At 73.0% G+C, this 15,714-nt stretch carries 14 protein-coding genes and 2 pseudogenes; 6 read left to right on the top strand and 10 right to left on the bottom strand.

Features of this window, described 5'->3' with window-relative positions; all coding sequences use genetic code 11:
- Position 1: 1 nt before the first annotated feature.
- From OG625_RS03955 to OG625_RS03945, 3 genes and pseudogenes are all read right to left on the bottom strand, one after another.
- A pseudogene (locus OG625_RS03955) lies at positions 2–624 on the bottom strand (hypothetical protein); the annotation flags it as partial.
- Positions 625–796: 172 nt separating this feature from the next.
- Positions 797–3,202: an excinuclease ABC subunit UvrA gene (locus tag OG625_RS03950; protein WP_329376662.1), complete on the bottom strand. Its 2,406-nt coding sequence runs from the start codon at positions 3,200–3,202 to the stop codon at positions 797–799.
- Between the two features lie 91 nt (positions 3,203–3,293).
- Entirely contained in the window at positions 3,294–4,283 is a 990-nt protein-coding gene (locus OG625_RS03945; protein WP_329376661.1) for an LLM class flavin-dependent oxidoreductase, read from the bottom strand.
- Positions 4,284–4,335: 52 nt separating this feature from the next.
- Between OG625_RS03945 and OG625_RS03940 the strand changes: the two genes are divergently transcribed.
- A complete protein-coding gene (locus tag OG625_RS03940; RefSeq protein WP_329376660.1) occupies positions 4,336–4,827 on the top strand; it encodes a phosphatase domain-containing protein in 492 nt (163 codons plus the stop codon).
- 80 nt (positions 4,828–4,907) lie between these two features.
- Here OG625_RS03940 and OG625_RS03935 read toward each other — a convergent pair whose 3' ends face one another.
- A complete protein-coding gene (locus OG625_RS03935) occupies positions 4,908–5,123 on the bottom strand; it encodes a dodecin (protein ID WP_329376659.1) in 216 nt (71 codons plus the stop codon).
- Between the two features lie 167 nt (positions 5,124–5,290).
- Here OG625_RS03935 and OG625_RS03930 point away from each other — a divergent pair, with 167 nt between their 5' ends.
- From OG625_RS03930 to OG625_RS03920, 3 genes and pseudogenes are all read left to right on the top strand, one after another.
- Entirely contained in the window at positions 5,291–6,553 is a 1,263-nt protein-coding gene (locus OG625_RS03930; RefSeq protein WP_443067671.1) for an extracellular solute-binding protein, read from the top strand.
- Between the two features lie 223 nt (positions 6,554–6,776).
- Positions 6,777–7,595: a GNAT family N-acetyltransferase gene (locus tag OG625_RS03925; RefSeq protein ID WP_329376658.1), complete on the top strand. Its 819-nt coding sequence runs from the start codon at positions 6,777–6,779 to the stop codon at positions 7,593–7,595.
- Positions 7,592–8,122: pseudogene (locus tag OG625_RS03920) on the top strand (lysophospholipid acyltransferase family protein); the annotation flags it as partial. The gene OG625_RS03925 and the pseudogene OG625_RS03920, both read left to right, overlap by 4 nt.
- 290 nt (positions 8,123–8,412) lie before the next feature.
- Here OG625_RS03920 and egtD read toward each other — a convergent pair.
- Genes egtD through egtA form a run of 4 tightly spaced genes read right to left on the bottom strand, consistent with a single transcriptional unit; the run spans position 8,413 to position 12,837 of the window.
- The gene (egtD, locus tag OG625_RS03915; RefSeq protein WP_329376657.1) at positions 8,413–9,468 is read right to left on the bottom strand and encodes an L-histidine N(alpha)-methyltransferase; all 1,056 of its coding nucleotides are present in this window, start codon (positions 9,466–9,468) and stop codon (positions 8,413–8,415) included.
- The gene (egtC, locus tag OG625_RS03910; RefSeq protein ID WP_329376656.1) at positions 9,465–10,223 is read right to left on the bottom strand and encodes an ergothioneine biosynthesis protein EgtC; all 759 of its coding nucleotides are present in this window, start codon (positions 10,221–10,223) and stop codon (positions 9,465–9,467) included. The genes egtD and egtC overlap by 4 nt, the downstream gene beginning before the upstream one ends.
- Positions 10,223–11,530, bottom strand: a complete 1,308-nt coding sequence (gene egtB, locus OG625_RS03905; protein ID WP_329376655.1) for an ergothioneine biosynthesis protein EgtB — start codon at positions 11,528–11,530, stop codon at positions 10,223–10,225. Before egtB ends, egtC begins: the two co-directional genes overlap by 1 nt.
- The gene (gene egtA, locus OG625_RS03900; protein ID WP_329376654.1) at positions 11,527–12,837 is read right to left on the bottom strand and encodes an ergothioneine biosynthesis glutamate--cysteine ligase EgtA; all 1,311 of its coding nucleotides are present in this window, start codon (positions 12,835–12,837) and stop codon (positions 11,527–11,529) included. The genes egtB and egtA overlap by 4 nt, the downstream gene beginning before the upstream one ends.
- A 122-nt stretch (positions 12,838–12,959) precedes the next feature.
- On the opposite strand from egtA, the gene OG625_RS03895 reads away from it, so the two are divergent.
- Complete coding sequence (locus tag OG625_RS03895) at positions 12,960–13,859, top strand: TIGR02452 family protein (RefSeq protein ID WP_329376653.1); 900 nt, start codon at positions 12,960–12,962, stop codon at positions 13,857–13,859.
- 60 nt (positions 13,860–13,919) lie between these two features.
- Here OG625_RS03895 and OG625_RS03890 read toward each other — a convergent pair whose 3' ends face one another.
- The gene (locus tag OG625_RS03890) at positions 13,920–14,384 is read right to left on the bottom strand and encodes a type II toxin-antitoxin system PemK/MazF family toxin (protein WP_329376652.1); all 465 of its coding nucleotides are present in this window, start codon (positions 14,382–14,384) and stop codon (positions 13,920–13,922) included.
- Between the two features lie 160 nt (positions 14,385–14,544).
- Here OG625_RS03890 and OG625_RS03885 point away from each other — a divergent pair, with 160 nt between their 5' ends.
- The gene (locus tag OG625_RS03885; RefSeq protein ID WP_329376651.1) at positions 14,545–15,384 is read left to right on the top strand and encodes an aldo/keto reductase; all 840 of its coding nucleotides are present in this window, start codon (positions 14,545–14,547) and stop codon (positions 15,382–15,384) included.
- 21 nt (positions 15,385–15,405) lie between these two features.
- Here the strand turns inward: OG625_RS03885 and OG625_RS03880 are convergent, their stop codons facing one another.
- The gene (locus tag OG625_RS03880) at positions 15,406–15,705 is read right to left on the bottom strand and encodes a hypothetical protein (RefSeq protein WP_329376650.1); all 300 of its coding nucleotides are present in this window, start codon (positions 15,703–15,705) and stop codon (positions 15,406–15,408) included.
- Positions 15,706–15,714 lie beyond the last annotated feature (9 nt).

Genomic DNA, 15,714 nt, shown 5'->3' with positions numbered 1-15,714 from the left:
AGCGACCCGCGCCGCCGGACAGGAACGTCGTGTCGATGTGCATGGGCGTGCGGGAACGGCTCTCGATCTCGTGGATCCGGTAATCGGCCTCGAAGAGCGCGTCCCTGAGCTGTGGCCTCGGCGCCGCCGTCCAGCGGGCGCCGCGCCGGAAGTAGTCCTTGACGATCGTCCGGTAGGAGTGCGCCTCGAAGTACCGGCACGGCCAGGCCATCGGGGTTTCGATGATCTCGTCGCCGATCACCAGGAGGCTGTCACGCGGAAGGCGTTGCAGAATCCGCGCGAGGACCAGTCGGGGGTGCCGAAACGTCGCTTGTGGTCGACCGCGTCAGGGCGGGCGACGGTGATGCCCAGGGATTACAGGAGGGCGACGAACCCGTCGAGCTCGTGCTGGGCATGCCCGGCCAGTACGCGCGGGTACCGCAAGCCGGAGACGCGGCCCTGCAGCCGCGCCGCCCACGGCGGGACGTTGCAGGCCACGACCGGGTGGTTGCCGGGAATCGTCGCGCCGTCGAGACGCCCGACGATCACCTCTTCCAGCGGATCCCACTCGTTGTGCGAGTTCACGGGCGAGACGAGGGGTTCGGCGGCGGCGTCATCGTCAGCCGCGGCCATCGGCGCCGACATCAGCTGGGCCTCCGTACTGCTCCCATGCTCCACCGCTTTCGATCGCGCGGATCCGCAACGCGCGGTGCCCAACACGATGGCCAAGGCGGCGCGAGAGGGCCTCCCGGACCGGCCGGGCCGCCGCGCACGCAGGCGAGGCCGCCCGAGCCGGCGGGCAGGGCCGCCCGCGTCGTCAGGCACGGCCGCCGAGGGCCCGTGACAGGTAGGCCGCCGTGCGGCCCCGGCCCGCTGCGGCCACCTGCTCCGGGGTGCCTGCGGCGACCACCCGGCCACCCTCCGTGCCGCCGCCCGGGCCCAGGTCGACGACCCAGTCCGCGCCCGCCACCACCTCCATGTCGTGTTCCACGACGACCACCGAGTGCCCGGCGTCCACCAGCCCGTGCAACTGCCTTAGCAGCACCCGCACATCGGCGGGGTGCAGCCCGGTCGTCGGCTCGTCCAGCAGGTACAGCGTGTGGTCCCGGCGCAGTCGCTGGAGCTCCGTGGCCAGCTTGATCCGCTGCGCCTCACCGCCCGACAGCTCCGTGGCCGGCTGCCCCAGCCGCAGGTAACCCAGCCCGATGTCCTCCAGCGCCCGCAGGCTGCGCGCCGCCGCCGGGACCTCCGCGAAGAAGCCGGCCGCGGACTCCACCGTCAGGCCGAGCACCTCGGCGATGTTCAGCCCCGCGTAACGGACCTCCAGGGTCTCGGCGTTGTACCGGGCGCCGGCGCACTCCGGGCACGGGGCGTACGTACTGGGCAGGAACAGCAGCTCCACCGAGACGAAGCCCTCGCCCTGGCAGGTCTCGCACCGGCCGCCCGTCACGTTGAAGGAGAACCGGCCCGCCTTCCAGCCCCGCGCCTTCGACTCCGGCGCCGCCGTGAACAGCCGTCGCACCACGTCGAACAGGCCCGTGTACGTGGCCAGATTGGACCGCGGGGTCCGGCCGATGGGCTTCTGGTCCACCTCCACCAGCCGCCGTACGGGAAAGCCCGGCTCCGCCAGCCGCTCCCCGACCTCCCGCGCCAGCACCTGACCCACCAGCGTGGACTTCCCCGACCCCGACACCCCGGTCACCGCCGTGAACACCCCGAGCGGGAACTCGGCCGTGACATCCCGCAGGTTGTGCAGCCCGGCGCCGCTGAGCCGCACCGCCCCGCTCGCCGTCCGCACCGGCCGCGCCCGCTCGCGTGCCGGTTCCGCGAACAGGTGCCGGGCCGTCGCCGACTCCGCCACCCCCGCCAACGCGCCGGGCGGCCCGCTGTACAGCACCTGCCCGCCGTGCTCCCCGGCCAGCGGCCCCACGTCCACCAGCCAGTCCGCGTGCCGCACCACGTCCAGGTGGTGCTCCACGACGAACACCGTGTTCCCGGCCTCCTTCAGCCGGTCCAGTACGTCGAGCAGCGCCTCGGTGTCGGCCGGGTGCAGCCCCGCCGAAGGCTCGTCCAGGACGTACACCACCCCGAACAGCCCCGACCGCAGCTGCGTCGCCAGCCGGAGCCGCTGCAGCTCGCCCGCGGACAGGGTGGGCGCGGTGCGGTCCAGGCTCAGGTAGCCGAGCCCCAGCTCGACGACCGGCCCGATCCGGGAGCGCAGGTCCTCGGCGAGTACCCGCGCCGCCTCCCCTCGTGCGTGCGCGGAGGCGAGTACGCCGTCCAGCTCGGACAGCGGCATCGCCGCGAGGTCCGCGATCCCGTACCCCCCGAACGTCACGGCGAGGGCCTCCGGCCGCAGCCGCCGGCCCTCGCACGCCGGGCACGGCGAATCGGCGAGGAACTTCTCGGCGCGGGCCCGCAGGGTGGCGCTCTTGCTGTCCGCGAAGGTGCGCATGACATAGCGGTGGGCGCTCATGTAGGTGCCCTGGTAGGGACGTTGGATCCGCTCGGCCTCCCGCACCGGGTGTACCGTCACCACCGGCTGCTCCTCGGTGAACAGGATCCACCGGCGATCCTTCGCCGGCAGCTCCCGCCAGGGCCGGTCCACGTCGTGGCCGAGCGCCTCCAGGACGTCCCGCAGGTTCTTCCCCTGCCAGGCACCCGGCCAGGCGGCGATGGCTCCCTGGCGGATCGACAGATCCGGGTCGGGTACGAGGAGTTCCTCACTGGTGCGGTGGATCCGGCCGATCCCGTGGCAGGAAGGGCACGCTCCGGCGGCGGTGTTGGGGGAGAAGGCGTCCGAGTCCAGCGGCTCCGCCCCCGGCGGGTAGGTTCCCGCGCGGGAGTACAGCATGCGCAGGGAGTTGGAGAGGAGGGTCACCGTACCGACCGAAGAGCGCGAGCCGGGGGAGGAGCGGCGCTGCTCCAGCGAGACGGCCGGCGGCAGTCCGGTGACGGAATCCACCTTCGGGGCGCCGATCTGGTGGATGAGCCGGCGCGCGTACGGGGCCACCGACTCGAAGTACCGGCGCTGGGCCTCGGCGTAGAGCGTGCCGAAGGCGAGCGAGCTCTTCCCGGATCCGGACACCCCCGTGAACACGGTCAGCGCGTCGCGCGGAACGTCCACGTCGACTCCGCGCAGATTGTGCTCCCGGGCACCTCGGACCCGTACGAAGCGGTCGCGGTGGCCGTGCGGCTCGGGGGACTGGTGCGACGGGTGCATTCGTCCCAGTTTAGGGTCTGGAGGGTGCGGGGCCCGTCGGCTCCTCCATGCCGGAGCCGGCGCGGAGGCCGGAGCGCGTGCCGAGCAGCGTCTACAGCCCGGCCACCCGGGCCAGGCGCGCGAAGGAGTCCAGCAGCGCCGTCCGGTCGTACGTGGAAGTGGTGACCAGCAGTTCGTCCGCGCCGGTGAGCTCCGCCACCTCCGACAGCTCCGCCGCGACCTGCGCCTCCGTGCCGTGCAGGTGACCGGCCAGGGCTCCCGCGTACAGTTCCCGCTCCTTCGGGGTCATCTCCATCGCCTCCACCTCCTCGGCCGGCCTCAGCGGCGGGAAGCTGCCGTGGATGCGGGAGTACGCCAGGGCCCAGGCCTCCGGGAGCAGGATGCGCCGGGCCTCCTCGGTCGTGGCCGCCACCGCGACCGTCCCGGAGATCACCACGTAGGGCTCCGTGCCCCGGGCGGAGGGGCGGAACTCCTCGCGGTACGTCTCGATGACCTCCGCGACCCGGCCGCGGGCCCGCAGGTCGCCCACCACCAACGGCAGCCCGGCCCGGGCGGCGATGCCCGCCCCCTCGCCGGTTGCCAGGACGTAGGCCGGTACGCGCAGGCCCTCGGCCGGGCGGGCGTGCACCTCGGGGTGCGCCTGCTGGGTGCCGTCGAGCCAGCCCAGCAGCTCGGCCAGCTGCTCCTCGAAGCGGTCGGCATCGCCGGTGTCGCGGCCCAGTGCCCGCCGGATGCCGTTGGTGAAGCCGACGGAGCGGCCGAGTCCCATGTCGATCCGGCCGGGGAACAGCGCTTCCAGCACCCCGAACTGCTCCGCGACGACCAGCGGCTGGTGGTTGGGAAGCATCACCCCGCCCGTGCCGACCCGGATCCGCCGGGTCGCCGCGGCGACGGCAGCGGCCAGGACCGTCGGCGCCGAGCCCGCCACCCCGGGCACGCTGTGGTGCTCCGAGACCCAGAAGCGGTGGTAGCCGAGCTCCTCGGCCGCGCGGGCCAGTGCCACGGTGTCGCGCAGCGCGTCCGGGGCCGGGTGGCCCTCGCGGGTGCGGGACCGGTCGAGTATCGAGACTTTTCGGATCACACAGGTCTCAACGCACGGGGACCCAGGGGATTCCCCGGCCTACGCTGGCGGGATGAGTGCGAACGCGTCCCGGCCGCTTGCCGTCTTCGACATCGACAACACCCTGGCGGACACCGGTCACCGCCAGCATTTCCTGGAGCGCCGCCCCCAGGACTGGAGCGGCTTCTTCGCCGCGGCCCCGGCCGACCCGCCGCTCGGACGCGGAGTCGCGCTGGCCGTGGAGAGCGCGGCCGACTGCGAGGTGGCGTACCTGACGGGGCGCCCCGAGCGGTGCCGGGCGGACACGCTCGACTGGCTCGCCCGGCACGGGCTGCCCGAGGGGCGGCTGTGGATGCGCGGCAACCAGGACCGGAGGCCGGCCAGGACGGCCAAGCTGGAGGTCCTGGGGCGGCTCGCGCGCGGCCGGGAGGTCCGGATGCTCGTGGACGACGACGAGCTGGTGTGCCAGGCCGCCCGGGCGGCGGGCTTCCGGGTGGTGCTCGCGGACTGGGTGGCGGAGGCGCCGGAGCTCAAGTCCGCCCAGGAGGTCGAGGGGCGGACCTGAGCCCGGCCGCCGGTCCGGGCCCGTTTCCGGGCTGCCCGGCCGCCGCCGGCCGGCCTTCGGCGGTCAGTCCTCGCCGGCGGTCAGTCCTCGCCGTCGAGGCGGAAGCCGAGCTTGAGCCCCACCTGGTAGTGGGCGATCTCCCCGTTCTCGATGTGTCCGCGTACCTGGACGACCTCGAACCAGTCCAGATTTCTGAGGGTCTGGCCCGCGCGGGCCACGCCGTTGCGGATGGCCTGATCGATGCCCTCGTGGGAGGTGCCGACGATCTCGGTCACCCGGTACGTGTGGTTGGACATGGGTGTCTCCCGACAGGTGGTGGCTTTTGCCTGTTTCTACGGTGCCCCAGTAAGTCCTGCTCCGCGAACTTTGAGCGAACAGTCACCCGCGACAGCCTCTTGACCGGCCCATTGGTCTATGCCAATTTCGAGCCATCCGAGACGCCGAGCCCCAGAAGGTGACCTACGTGAAGAGACGCTTCCTCGCCATGTGCACTGTCCTCGCGGCGGCGACCGCCCTGTCGGGCTGCAGCCGGTTGGCGGGCTCCGAGGAAGGGCCTCGGAGGGTGACGCTCTGGCTGATGAAGGGCAGCGCCTCCGACGAGTTCATCGACAAGTTCACCGCGTCGTTCGAGAACGAACACCCCGGCGTCGACCTGGAGGTGAGGATCCAGGAGTGGACGGGCATCGGCGACAAGGTCAACGCCGTCCTCGACGGCAAGAGCAAGGAGAGCGCCGACGTCATCGAGGTCGGCAACACCCAGGTGGCCCAGTACATCGAGCACGGCGGCATCGAGGAACTCACCCTCGAAGGACTGCGCACCTGGGGCAACAGGGACTGGCTCAAGGGCCTTTCCGACCCTGGAAGCCTCGACGGCGCCCAGTACGGCATCCCCTGGTACGGCGCCAACCGCGTGGTGATCTACAACAAGGACCTCTTCGCGAACGCCGGCGTCAAGAGCGAGCCCAAGAACCGGCAGGAGTGGATCCAGACCACCCAGAAGCTGGACAAGGGCGATCAGCAGGGCATCTACCTCGCCGGGCAGAACTGGTACGTCCTCGCCGGATTCGTGTGGGACGAGGGCGGCGAACTCGCCGTCGAGACCAGCGGACAGTGGGTCGGCACCCTCGACGACGAGAAGGCCCTGGCCGGAATGGAGTTCTACAAGCAGCTCCAGGCCCTGGGTGACGGCCCCAAGGGCGCCGACGAGGAGACGCCCCCGCAGTCGGAGGTCTTCGCCCGCGGCCAGGTCGCCCAGATTATCGCCCCGCCCAGCCAGGCTGCCGCGATCGAGGCCGCCAACCCCACGCTCAAGGGCAAGCTCGGCTTCTTCCCGATCCCCGGCAAGACCTCCGACAAGGTCGGCGCCGTGTTCACCGGCGGCTCCGACCTGATCATCCCGGAGCGCACGAAGAACCGCAGGGGCGCGGTGGACGTGATCACGGCCCTGGTGAGCGAACGGTGGCAGACCGAGCTCGCCACCACGATGAGCTACGTACCGAACAAGACCACCCTCGCCCACGTGGTCGAGGGCAACGAGGGCGCCGCCACCATGGCCCCCGGGGCCGCACAGGGCCGGGCCACGCCGAACTCCGCCCGCTGGGCAGAGGTCGAGGGCAAGAACCCGATCAAGCCCTTCATGACGGCCGTGCTCACCGGCCGGGACCCCAAGCAGGCGGCCCGCGAGGCCTCCGAGGAGATCGCCAGGGTGCTCAACTCCACCCGCTGAGCGGCCGCCCGCAGGTCGCCGACCGACCCCCGAGCGGCCGGCAAGCCGCCCGCAAGGCGTCCTCGAACCGATCACCGGGCGGGACGGCTCCCGCCGAGTTCAGCGGGACCACATCCAACTGCCGCTGCGCTGTCATGTCGAATCCAGCCGGTCACGGAAGAAGTAAAGGAGCCAGGCCACACACCTGCCGGCCTGGCCCTCCGCGCCCGGATCAGGAGCCGCCATGACGATCGCACCCCTGTCCCCGTCTTCCCTCCCCCCGTCCCCCCTCCCTACCATCGCCACGGGCGTCCCCGCCGCCCCCGGCCCCCGCTACGCCGTACGCCTCGCCCGCAACGAGGACGAGGTGCGCGCCGCCCAGCGGCTGCGCCACCAGGTCTTCGCCGGTGAGCTCGGAGCCCGCCTGCACAGCCCCGAGCCGGGCCTCGACGTCGACCCCTTCGACGCGTACTGCGACCACCTCCTCGTCGTCGAGGAGGAGACCGAGCAGGTCGTAGGCACCTACCGGCTGCTGCCCCCGGAGCGCGCCGCCGTCGCCGGCAGGCTCTACTCCGAAGGAGAATTCGACCTCTCCGCCCTCGACCCGATCCGCCCCGACCTGGTCGAGGTCGGCCGTTCCTGCGTCCACCCCGACCACCGCAACGGCGCCGTCATCGCCCTGATCTGGGCCGGCCTCGCCCGCTACATGGACCGCTCCGGCCACAACTGGCTCGCCGGCTGCTGCTCGATACCGCTCGCCGACGGCGGGGTGCTGGCCGCCGCGACCCGCGAAGCCGCCCTGGCCCGCGCCCTGGCCCCCCAGGAGTACCGGGTCACGCCCCACACCCCGTGGAACCCCGAGGGCATCGAGTTCCCCGCCCGCATGGAACTGCCTCCGCTGCTCCGCGGCTACCTGCGTCTCGGCGCGTGGGTCTGCGGCGAGCCGGCGCTGGACGTCGAGTTCGGCTGCACGGACCTGTACGTGCTGCTCTCCCTGCGGCGTACCAACCCGCGCTACCTCAAGCACTTCCTCTCGCTCGTCCCGAGCGTCCCGGGCGCATGAGCGTCTGGCTGCCCACCTCGCCCTGCACCCCCGAGGCCTGCGCCGGCCACGAGGGTGCCACCGCGAGCGTCCCCCGCGCGGTGCTCCGGCTCGTCGCCGCCGTGGCCCTGATCCTCGTCGGGATCACGGGCGCCCCGCCGGTCCGGCTGCTGCCGGCCGGCCCCCGGCGCGCGGTGGTACGGGCGTGGGCGACCGCGCTGGTACGGGCCTTCGGCATACGGATCACCGTGCACGGGAGCGTCGGCCCGGACGGCGGCCGGCTCTTCGTCCCCAACCACATCTCCTGGCTGGACATCCCGCTCGTCGCCGCGGCCGTGCCCTGCCGGATGCTGGCCAAGAGCGAGATCCGCTCCTGGCCGGTCCTCGGCCGTCTCGCCGGGCGCTCCAGGACCCTGTTCATCGAACGCGACCGGATCCGGGCCCTGCCCGGCACCATCCAGGCCGTCACCCGCGCCCTGCTGGCCGGCGACCGGGTCACCGTCTTCCCCGAGGGCTCCACGTGGTGCGGACGGGCCCAGGGGTCCTTCCGCAGGGCCGCCTTCCAGTCGGCCCTGGACGCGCGGGTACCCGTACAGCCCGTGCGCCTGTCGTACCTGCACGGCGACGGATCGGTCGCCGGAGCGCCCGCCTTCGTCGGCGACGACCCGCTGACCGCCTCGCTGTGGCGGATCGCCCGCGCCCGCGGGATACGGGCCGAGGTCAGGCTGCTGCCGCGGATCCCGCCGGGCCGGTACACGGACCGACGGGACCTCGCGGCGGCGGCTCAGCGCGCCGTCATGGCCGGCTCGGCACCGGCCCTGCTCGCCGGAATCCCGGCTCAGGCGGCCTCGCCCTCGGCATCAGTGCTGTCGGCAGCGGTGCCCGCGGAAGCAGTGCCCTCGGTGACAGCGCCGTCGGCGACGGCAACGCCTCCGTCGACCACTGACAGGGACAGTGCGAAACGCCCCGCCGCATCCGTCCACCACTGGGTCAACTCCAGCCCGGCGGCCGCCAGTTCCTTCCGCACGCCCTCCTGACGGAACTTCGCGGAAACCTCCGTCAGGATCTCCTCACCCGCCGCGAACGGCACCACCAGGTCCAGCGCCCGGATCTTCACCAGCACCTCCGACCGGGCCCGCAGTCGCATCTCGATCCACTCCTGCTCCCTGTTCCACACCGCCACGTGCTCGAAGTCGGCGGTGTGGAAGTCCGCGCCCAGCTCCCGGTCGATGACGGCGAGCACGTTCTTGTTGAACTCGGCCGTCACGCCCTGCGCGTCGTCGTACGCCGCGACCAGGACGGCCTCCTCCTTCACCAGGTCCGTGCCGATCAGCAGCGCGTCCCCGGGCGACAGCATCGCCCGGACCGAGGCCAGGAAAACGGCCCGCTCCGGCGGCAGCAGGTTCCCGATCGTGCCGCCGAGGAACACGACCAGGCGGGGCCCGGGGGAGTCCGGCAGCTGCAGCGCACTTGTGAAATCGGCGAGCAGCGCGTGCACCCGCAGCCCCGGATGCTCCGCCAGCAGGGTCTGCGCGGCGCCTCGCAGGGCGCTCTCGCTCACGTCGACCGGCACGTACGTGTCCAGCGCGGGCAGCGCCTCGATCAGGTGCCGGGTCTTCTCCGAGGACCCGGAGCCCAGCTCCACCAGGGTGCGGGCCCCGCTCTCCGTGGCGATCTCCCGCGCCCGCTCCAGCAGGATCTCCCGTTCCGCGCGCGTCGGGTAGTACTCGGGCAACCGGGTGATCTCCTCGAAGAGTTCGCTGCCCCGCGCGTCGTAGAACCACTTGGGCGGCAGCACCTTGGGCGTGCCCGCCAGGCCGTGCAGCACATCCGTGCGCAAGGCCGTCTCAGCGGCGTGCTCGTCGAGGGTCCTGGTCAACTGGAAATCGTTCACGGGGAGTTCTCCTTGAGCGGGGTCAACTCGACCCGCGTACGAGTGGCGGTCAGCAGGGTCCGGTCGGGCACTTCGCACCACCGGGTGTCGTCGTCGTACGGCTCGGAGGCCACCACGGCACGCCCCACCCGCGCGTCGGCCAGGTACCAGAGCGAATCGCCCCAGGCCGTCGCGGCGATCGTGACCCCGTCCGTGAGCAACAGGTTCAGCCGGGAGCCGGGCGCGGCCGAGGCCACCTCCCGGACCGGCTCGGCGAGCGCCGCACCGAGCGGGTCCCCGGCGCGCAAGCGCTGCAGGACCAGTGCCCAGATCAGCGCAGAATCCGTGCGCGCCGTCAGCCGGAGCAGCTCCCGCGGCGGCAGAGCGGCCGCGAGCGGGGCCACCGAGTCGGGCCAGTCCCGCACCGCGCCGTTGTGGCTGAACAGCCAGGGCCCGTCCGCGAACGGCGCCGCCGCGGCCTCTCCGTCGGCCCCGGCCTGCGTGGCGTCCCGTACGGCGGCCAGCGCGGCCCCGCTGCGCACCACCCGGGCGAGGTCGGCGAAGCCCAGGTCGCTCCAGATGGGCCCGGAGCGGCGGTAGCGGGCGGGGACCGGGTCGCCCTCCGCGTACCAGCCGACGCCGAAGCCGTCGGCGTTGACCGTGCCGGACCGCTGCCGGCGCGGCTCCCAGGACTGCCTGACCAGCGAGTGCTCCGGCTCGTTCAGCAGCCTCCCGAGCGCCACTTCCGGCCCCAGGTAGGCAAGGTGACGGCACATCAGGCATCCCTCGCGGTCCGGAACCCGGAGAAGATCTGCCGGCGCACCGGCAGGTCCCAGTTGCGGAAGGTTCCCCGGCACGCCACCGGGTCCACGGCGAACGAGCCGCCGCGCAGCACCTTGTGCTCCGGGCCGAAGAACACCTCTGAGTACTCCCGGTACGGGAACGCGCGGAACCCCGGGTACGGCAGGAAGTCCGAGGCCGTCCACTCCCACACGTCGCCGATCAGCTGGCGCACCCCCAGCGCGGAGGCCCCGGCCGGGTAGCTGCCCGCGCGGGCCGGGCGCAGGTGGCGCTGCCCCAGATTGGCGTGCTCGGGCGTCGGGTCCGCGTCGCCCCACGGGTAGCGGGTCGAGCGGCCCGTCGCGGGGTCGAAGCGGGCGGCCTTCTCCCACTCCGCCTCCGTGGGCAGCCGCCGGTCCGCCCAGCGGGCGTACGCGTCCGCCTCGTACCAGCTGACGTGCAGCACCGGCTCCTCGTCCGGCACCCGCTCGGTCACCCCGAAGCGGCGCCGCAGCCACTGGCCGCCCTCCTTGCGCCAGAACAGCGGGGCCTCGATGGAGTGCGTCCGGATCTGCTCCCAGCCCTCCGGGGCCCACCAGCGGCGTTCGCGGTAACCGTCGTCCGCGATGAACTCCTGGAACTCGGCGCAGGTCACCGGGACGGTGTCGATCCAGAACGGTGCCAGGTCCCGCTCGTGCGCCGGCCGTTCGTTGTCCAGAGACCAGGGCTCCACGGACGTGCCCATCGTGAACGGGCCTCCGGGCACCAGCACTTCGGAGGTCGCGGGCCCCGGACCGCGCGGAGGCGAGGGATCGGGGGCGGCCAGGACGGGTGCGCCCGACCGGAGTTGATGCGTGATCAGCATGGTCTCGTCGTGCTGCTGTTCGTGCTGGGCGATCATCCCGAAGACGTAACCGGAGTCCAGCAGCGCCGTGCCCTCCAGCGGAGTGCGCTCCAGCAGGTCGAAGACCCTGCCGCGCACCTCGGAGGCGTACGTGCGGGCCTCCGCGGGACCGAGCAGCGGCAGCTTGGGCCGCTCGGCGCGGGGATGCTCGAACGCGTCGTACAGCGGGTCGATCTCGGGGCGCATGGCCTCGCGCCCGGCCACGTTGCGCAGCAGCCAGAGCTCCTCCATGTTCCCGATGTGCGCGAGGTCCCAGACGAGCGGGGACATGAGCGGGGAGTGCTGGGCGGTGAGCTCCGCGTCACTCACCGCGTCGGTGAGCGCGGCCGTACGCAGCCGCGCGGCGGTCAGGGCGGCGGCGGCCCGCTCGCGCAGCGATTCCGTGGATCCCGTCGTCACTGCTGGGCCTCCTTGCCGATGAGCTGCGGCCGGGACGGCGGCTGGGGCCGGGCCCGGTCGTCGGCCGGACATCGGCCGCCCAGGACGTACCGTTCGGTGAACGCGCCGACGGCGTCCTGGACGTGCCCGCTCGCGCCGAGCCGGGGCAGGGCGTCCATGGCCGCCCGGAAGCAGGCCGTGGCGGCCGTCCGCAGCTCCGGATCGGCCAGGGCGTCGCGGGCGGCGGACCGCCAGAGCGGATTGCGGGGCGCGGGCCCGGGCCCGTACGCGTCGGTCAGCCCCTTCGTCACCCGGTAGGCGGTCTCGGCGGCCTCCGGATCGTCGAACAGCGCGTGTACGACGGCCACCGGGACGAGCCAGCCGTCGTCACCGGGCTGCGCGTCGATCATCCGCAGCTCCAGGTGCCCGCGCGGCCGGACCGGCGGGAACAGGGTGGTCAGGTGGTAGTCGAGGTCCTCGGCGGTGGGAGTGCGCAGCCCCGGGGGGCCGTCCGCGCGCAGCCAGTCGCGGAAGGTCGTCCCGCGCGGCGCCGTCCACGGCTCGCCGTCGTAGGACCGTACGCACATCACCTCGGTGTCCAGCGCCTGCCGGGTCCACCCGGCCCGCGGCTCCGCCTCCAGTGGCGGGGCGAGCGCCCGGCGGCTGTCCAGATCGCTCCAGACGCCCTGGCGGGAACAGCGCCAGCCGGCGTACGGGCCCTCGTGCGCGGGGGAGTTGGCGAAGGCGGCCACCAGGACCGCGCCCAGCAGGTGCGCCAGCCGCCAGCGCCGTCCGTACCCGAGGACGCCCGGCTCCTCGTGGCCCGCGTCCACGCAGACCTGGACGGAGGCGGAGGCGCACATCATGGCGCGCCCGGCCGGGCCGGTGCGGTCGAAGTAGGCCTCCATGGCGTCGTAGCGCGGGCTCGACAGCAGCCGGCGGTACGGGCGGCGGGGGTCGTGGCCGAGGCCTCGGAGCAGCAGTCCCCGGTCGAGCAGGGCGGCCCGTACGGCGGTCAGGTCGGCCTGCAGGCCGTCCACGCATGCGGTCAGGGATTCGGCGGGGGGCGAGCTGAGCTCCAGCTGGCCGCCCGGTTCGACCGTGACCCGGGAGCCGAGGGGGAGGGCGCGGGCGGCGGCGTGTGCGGCCCGCAGCCGCTCGGGAAGCAGGGGCTGCCCGGGCTGCTCGGCGTCCAGGACCAGCCATTCCAGCTCGGCGCCGACCAGTCGGGGCGGGCCGGTCTTGAAGCAGATGCCGTGGATCAGCTCCTCGGCCTGGGTCTCGGTGATCGGGGAGTGCGCGGGGGGAGCGGGTGAACCATTTGGCATGACCGGGTCCTCGTCTCCTGTCGTCGGCCGTGACATCACCCGTGCCTACCCGCCCCCTGGGCACCCATGCTTACGGGGAAATTACGTTGCCGCCGGTGCAGCGGGCTGCGGAGGATGGCGGCGTGAGCAGCAGATTGCGCGAGATCGCGCGGGAGAACGCGGAGATCTTGGCGGCCGGTGGTTACCGGACGCGGTCGGGGCGGCAGGTGGCCCTTGCCGCCGCCCTGGCGGAAGCCAAGGCAGAAACCAGAATATATGGACCAAACCGTGTCATTCCAGACGGGGAAATCCTCCGTGCGGGCGCCCGCACGGCCGTCGAGGTCACGGGGGAGAGCAGCACGGTCGCGGCCCGCAGGCTCGCTCCGCCCGGCCTGGAGCAGGCGGCGGGGGCGTCCCGGGTGGCTGTCCTGAACTTCGCCTCGGCCCGCAATCCCGGGGGCGGCTACGTCCGCGGGGCCAAGGCCCAGGAGGAGGCGCTGTGCCGCGCCTCGGCCCTGTACGAGACCCTCCTGGAGGCCCCGGAGTACTACGAGGTGCACCGCGCGGAACGCAGCACCTTCTACACCGACCGGGTGATTCACTCACCCGGCGTGCCCGTCTTCCGCGACGACCGCGGCGCATTCCTGGACACCCCGTTCCGGGCCGGCTTCCTCACCTCCCCGGCCCCGAACGCGGGCACGATCCGCCGCCAGGAGCCGGACCGGGTGGCGGAGATCCCGCAGGCGCTGGCCCGGCGCGCGGAGCTCGTCCTGGAGGTGGCGGCTCTGCACGGGTACGAGCGGCTGGTGCTCGGGGCCTGGGGCTGCGGGGTCTTCCGGAACGACCCGGCGGAGGTGGCGAAGGCCTTCAGGGGGCTGCTGGAGGGGCGGTTCGCGGGAGTGTTCGAGCGGGTGGTCTTCGCGGTGCTGGACCTGGACCCGGGACCGCAGAGGGCGTTCGAGCGGGGCTTCGAGGACTTCGAGGGCTTCGTGGGGTACGCGGGCCCCGAGGGGCGCGAGACGCCGGAGGGCTCCGGCGGCTGAGCCCCGCCGCCCGGCAGGGCTCGGCCCCGTCCCCCTCACCCGCCGGCCACCCGGTACCGGCTACTGCCAGCCGTAGCGCTCGCGCAGCCGGTCCACGACCAGCTGGAAGCGCCCCCGGTCCAGCGCGCAGGCCTCGCGCCGCATCCCCGACTCGCGCACCCGGAGCACCCTGTCGACGTCCACCCAGGACTCCCGCCCCGCGCTGTCCCACGGCCCCGTCCCGATCGGGACCCACTCGCGGTCGCGGTCGTGCCGCTTGCTGGACAGCTGCACGGCCAGCAGGGTCCGCCCGCCCGCCTCGCGGGCCACGACCAGCACGGGCCGGTCCTTGCCCCGCCCGTCGTTCTCCTCGTACGGGACCCAGGTCCACACGATCTCGCCGGGATCGGGATCCCCGTCGTGGTCGGGCGCGTACTCGGTCCGCACCGGCCCGATGGCGCGCGGATCGGCCTCGACGGTGGCGGTGTCCCCGTCACGGCCGGGCTGGTCCGTGTATCCGTTGCTGTGATGCGAAAGTGCCGTCATTTGCCGGAGATTACTGGGCTTTGCGGCACCATGTCGCGCTGCTGCGTCAGCGAATTCGTCCAGGCCTCGAACGGCAGCACGGCCCCGTCCTCTTCACTCCCGATGCCCGGCCAACTGCACTGTTAACGTTGCTCCTTGAACCAGGGGGAGAAGACAGCACATGACATCGACCGAATTTCGCATCGGCGGGGACCTGACAGTACGACGGCTCGGGTTCGGCGCCATGCACTTGCCGACGGAGCCGGGCACGGCTCGGGAGTCGTCGCTCGAGGTGGCCCGGCGAGCCGTCGAGCTGGGCGTCACGCTGATCGACACCGCCCACATGTACGGCTGGGGAGCCAACGAGGAGCTCCTGGCGGAGGCCCTCCATCCGTACCCGGACGGATTGCTGGTCACCACCAAAGTCGGCGTTGCCCGATCGGGCCCCGCCGGCGAGTGGAAGCTCGACGGGCGGCCGGCGGTTCTGCGCGAGCAGGTCGAGCAGGCACTGCGCCGACTGCGCGTCGAGCGGATCGAGCTGCTACAGCTGCACCGCCTCGACCCGCAGACGCCCCTCGCCGACCAGCTCGGCGCACTGCGGGACCTCCGGGCCGAGGGCAAGATCGGCCGGATCGGCCTGTCCGAGGTCACCGTCGACGAACTCGACCGGGCGCGGCAGATCGTCGACATCGCGAGTGTCCAGAACCGCTACAACGTGCTGGACCGCGAGCACGAACCCGTGCTCGCGGCCTGTGAGGCGGCAGGCATCGCATTCCTGCCGTGGCGCACCGTCGCCTGGGGGGATTCGGGAGCGAGGGCCGAGATCGCCGACCTGGCGGCCGAGCTCGACGCCACCCCCACCCAGGTCGCGCTCGCCTGGCTCCTCGGCCGCTCGCCGGTCATCCTCCCGATCCCGGGCACCGCCCGGATCGGCCACCTGGAGGAGAACCTCGCCGCCGAACGCCTCCGCCTGACCGCCGTCCACCGCGACCGCCTCGACCGGCTGGCCCGCCCGGCGTAGGGCTCCGGCTCCCGGCAGCGGTCAGTAGGTGGCGGGCGCCGGCGACGGCTTCAGGCCGAGCGGACGGTCGGCGAACGCCTTCTCCGAGTCGACCTCGTAGCAGACGTTGACGGCCGAATCCCCGAGCGTGCCGTCGACGAAGCGCTGTACGTCCTCGGCGGACCTCGTCTCCCACAGGCAGGTCACGACGGAACCGTCGACGTGCGGGTAGAACTGCAGCACCCGGGTGCCGTCGGGCGCCCCGATGCCGTCCATCAGGGCCTGACCGCGGGGAAACGCGGTCTCCGGGTCCAAGATCTTGTGCTGGGCCACGACGTACATGGTGTCCTC

Origin of the sequence: Streptomyces sp. NBC_01351 (assembly GCF_036237315.1) — a bacterium.
Lineage (GTDB): Bacteria > Actinomycetota > Actinomycetes > Streptomycetales > Streptomycetaceae > Streptomyces.
The sequence above is the reverse complement of the archived record's forward strand: the minus strand, read 5'-3'. Positions and strand labels throughout refer to the sequence as shown.

What these genes read in the sequence shown, in the direction of transcription:
- OG625_RS03925 (WP_329376658.1), top strand. Translation starts at nt 6,777, where the DNA reads ATGACGATCGCACCCCTGTCCCCGTCTTCCCTCCCCCCGTCCCCCCTC.
- OG625_RS03940 (WP_329376660.1), top strand. Translation starts at nt 4,336, where the DNA reads ATGAGTGCGAACGCGTCCCGGCCGCTTGCCGTCTTCGACATCGACAAC.
- egtC (WP_329376656.1), bottom strand. Translation starts at nt 10,223, where the DNA reads ATGTGCCGTCACCTTGCCTACCTGGGGCCGGAAGTGGCGCTCGGGAGG.
- OG625_RS03880 (WP_329376650.1), bottom strand. Translation starts at nt 15,705, where the DNA reads ATGTACGTCGTGGCCCAGCACAAGATCTTGGACCCGGAGACCGCGTTT.
- OG625_RS03935 (WP_329376659.1), bottom strand. Translation starts at nt 5,123, where the DNA reads ATGTCCAACCACACGTACCGGGTGACCGAGATCGTCGGCACCTCCCAC.
- OG625_RS03885 (WP_329376651.1), top strand. Translation starts at nt 14,545, where the DNA reads ATGACATCGACCGAATTTCGCATCGGCGGGGACCTGACAGTACGACGG.
- egtA (WP_329376654.1), bottom strand. Translation starts at nt 12,837, where the DNA reads ATGCCAAATGGTTCACCCGCTCCCCCCGCGCACTCCCCGATCACCGAG.
- OG625_RS03950 (WP_329376662.1), bottom strand. Translation starts at nt 3,202, where the DNA reads ATGCACCCGTCGCACCAGTCCCCCGAGCCGCACGGCCACCGCGACCGC.
- OG625_RS03890 (WP_329376652.1), bottom strand. Translation starts at nt 14,384, where the DNA reads ATGACGGCACTTTCGCATCACAGCAACGGATACACGGACCAGCCCGGC.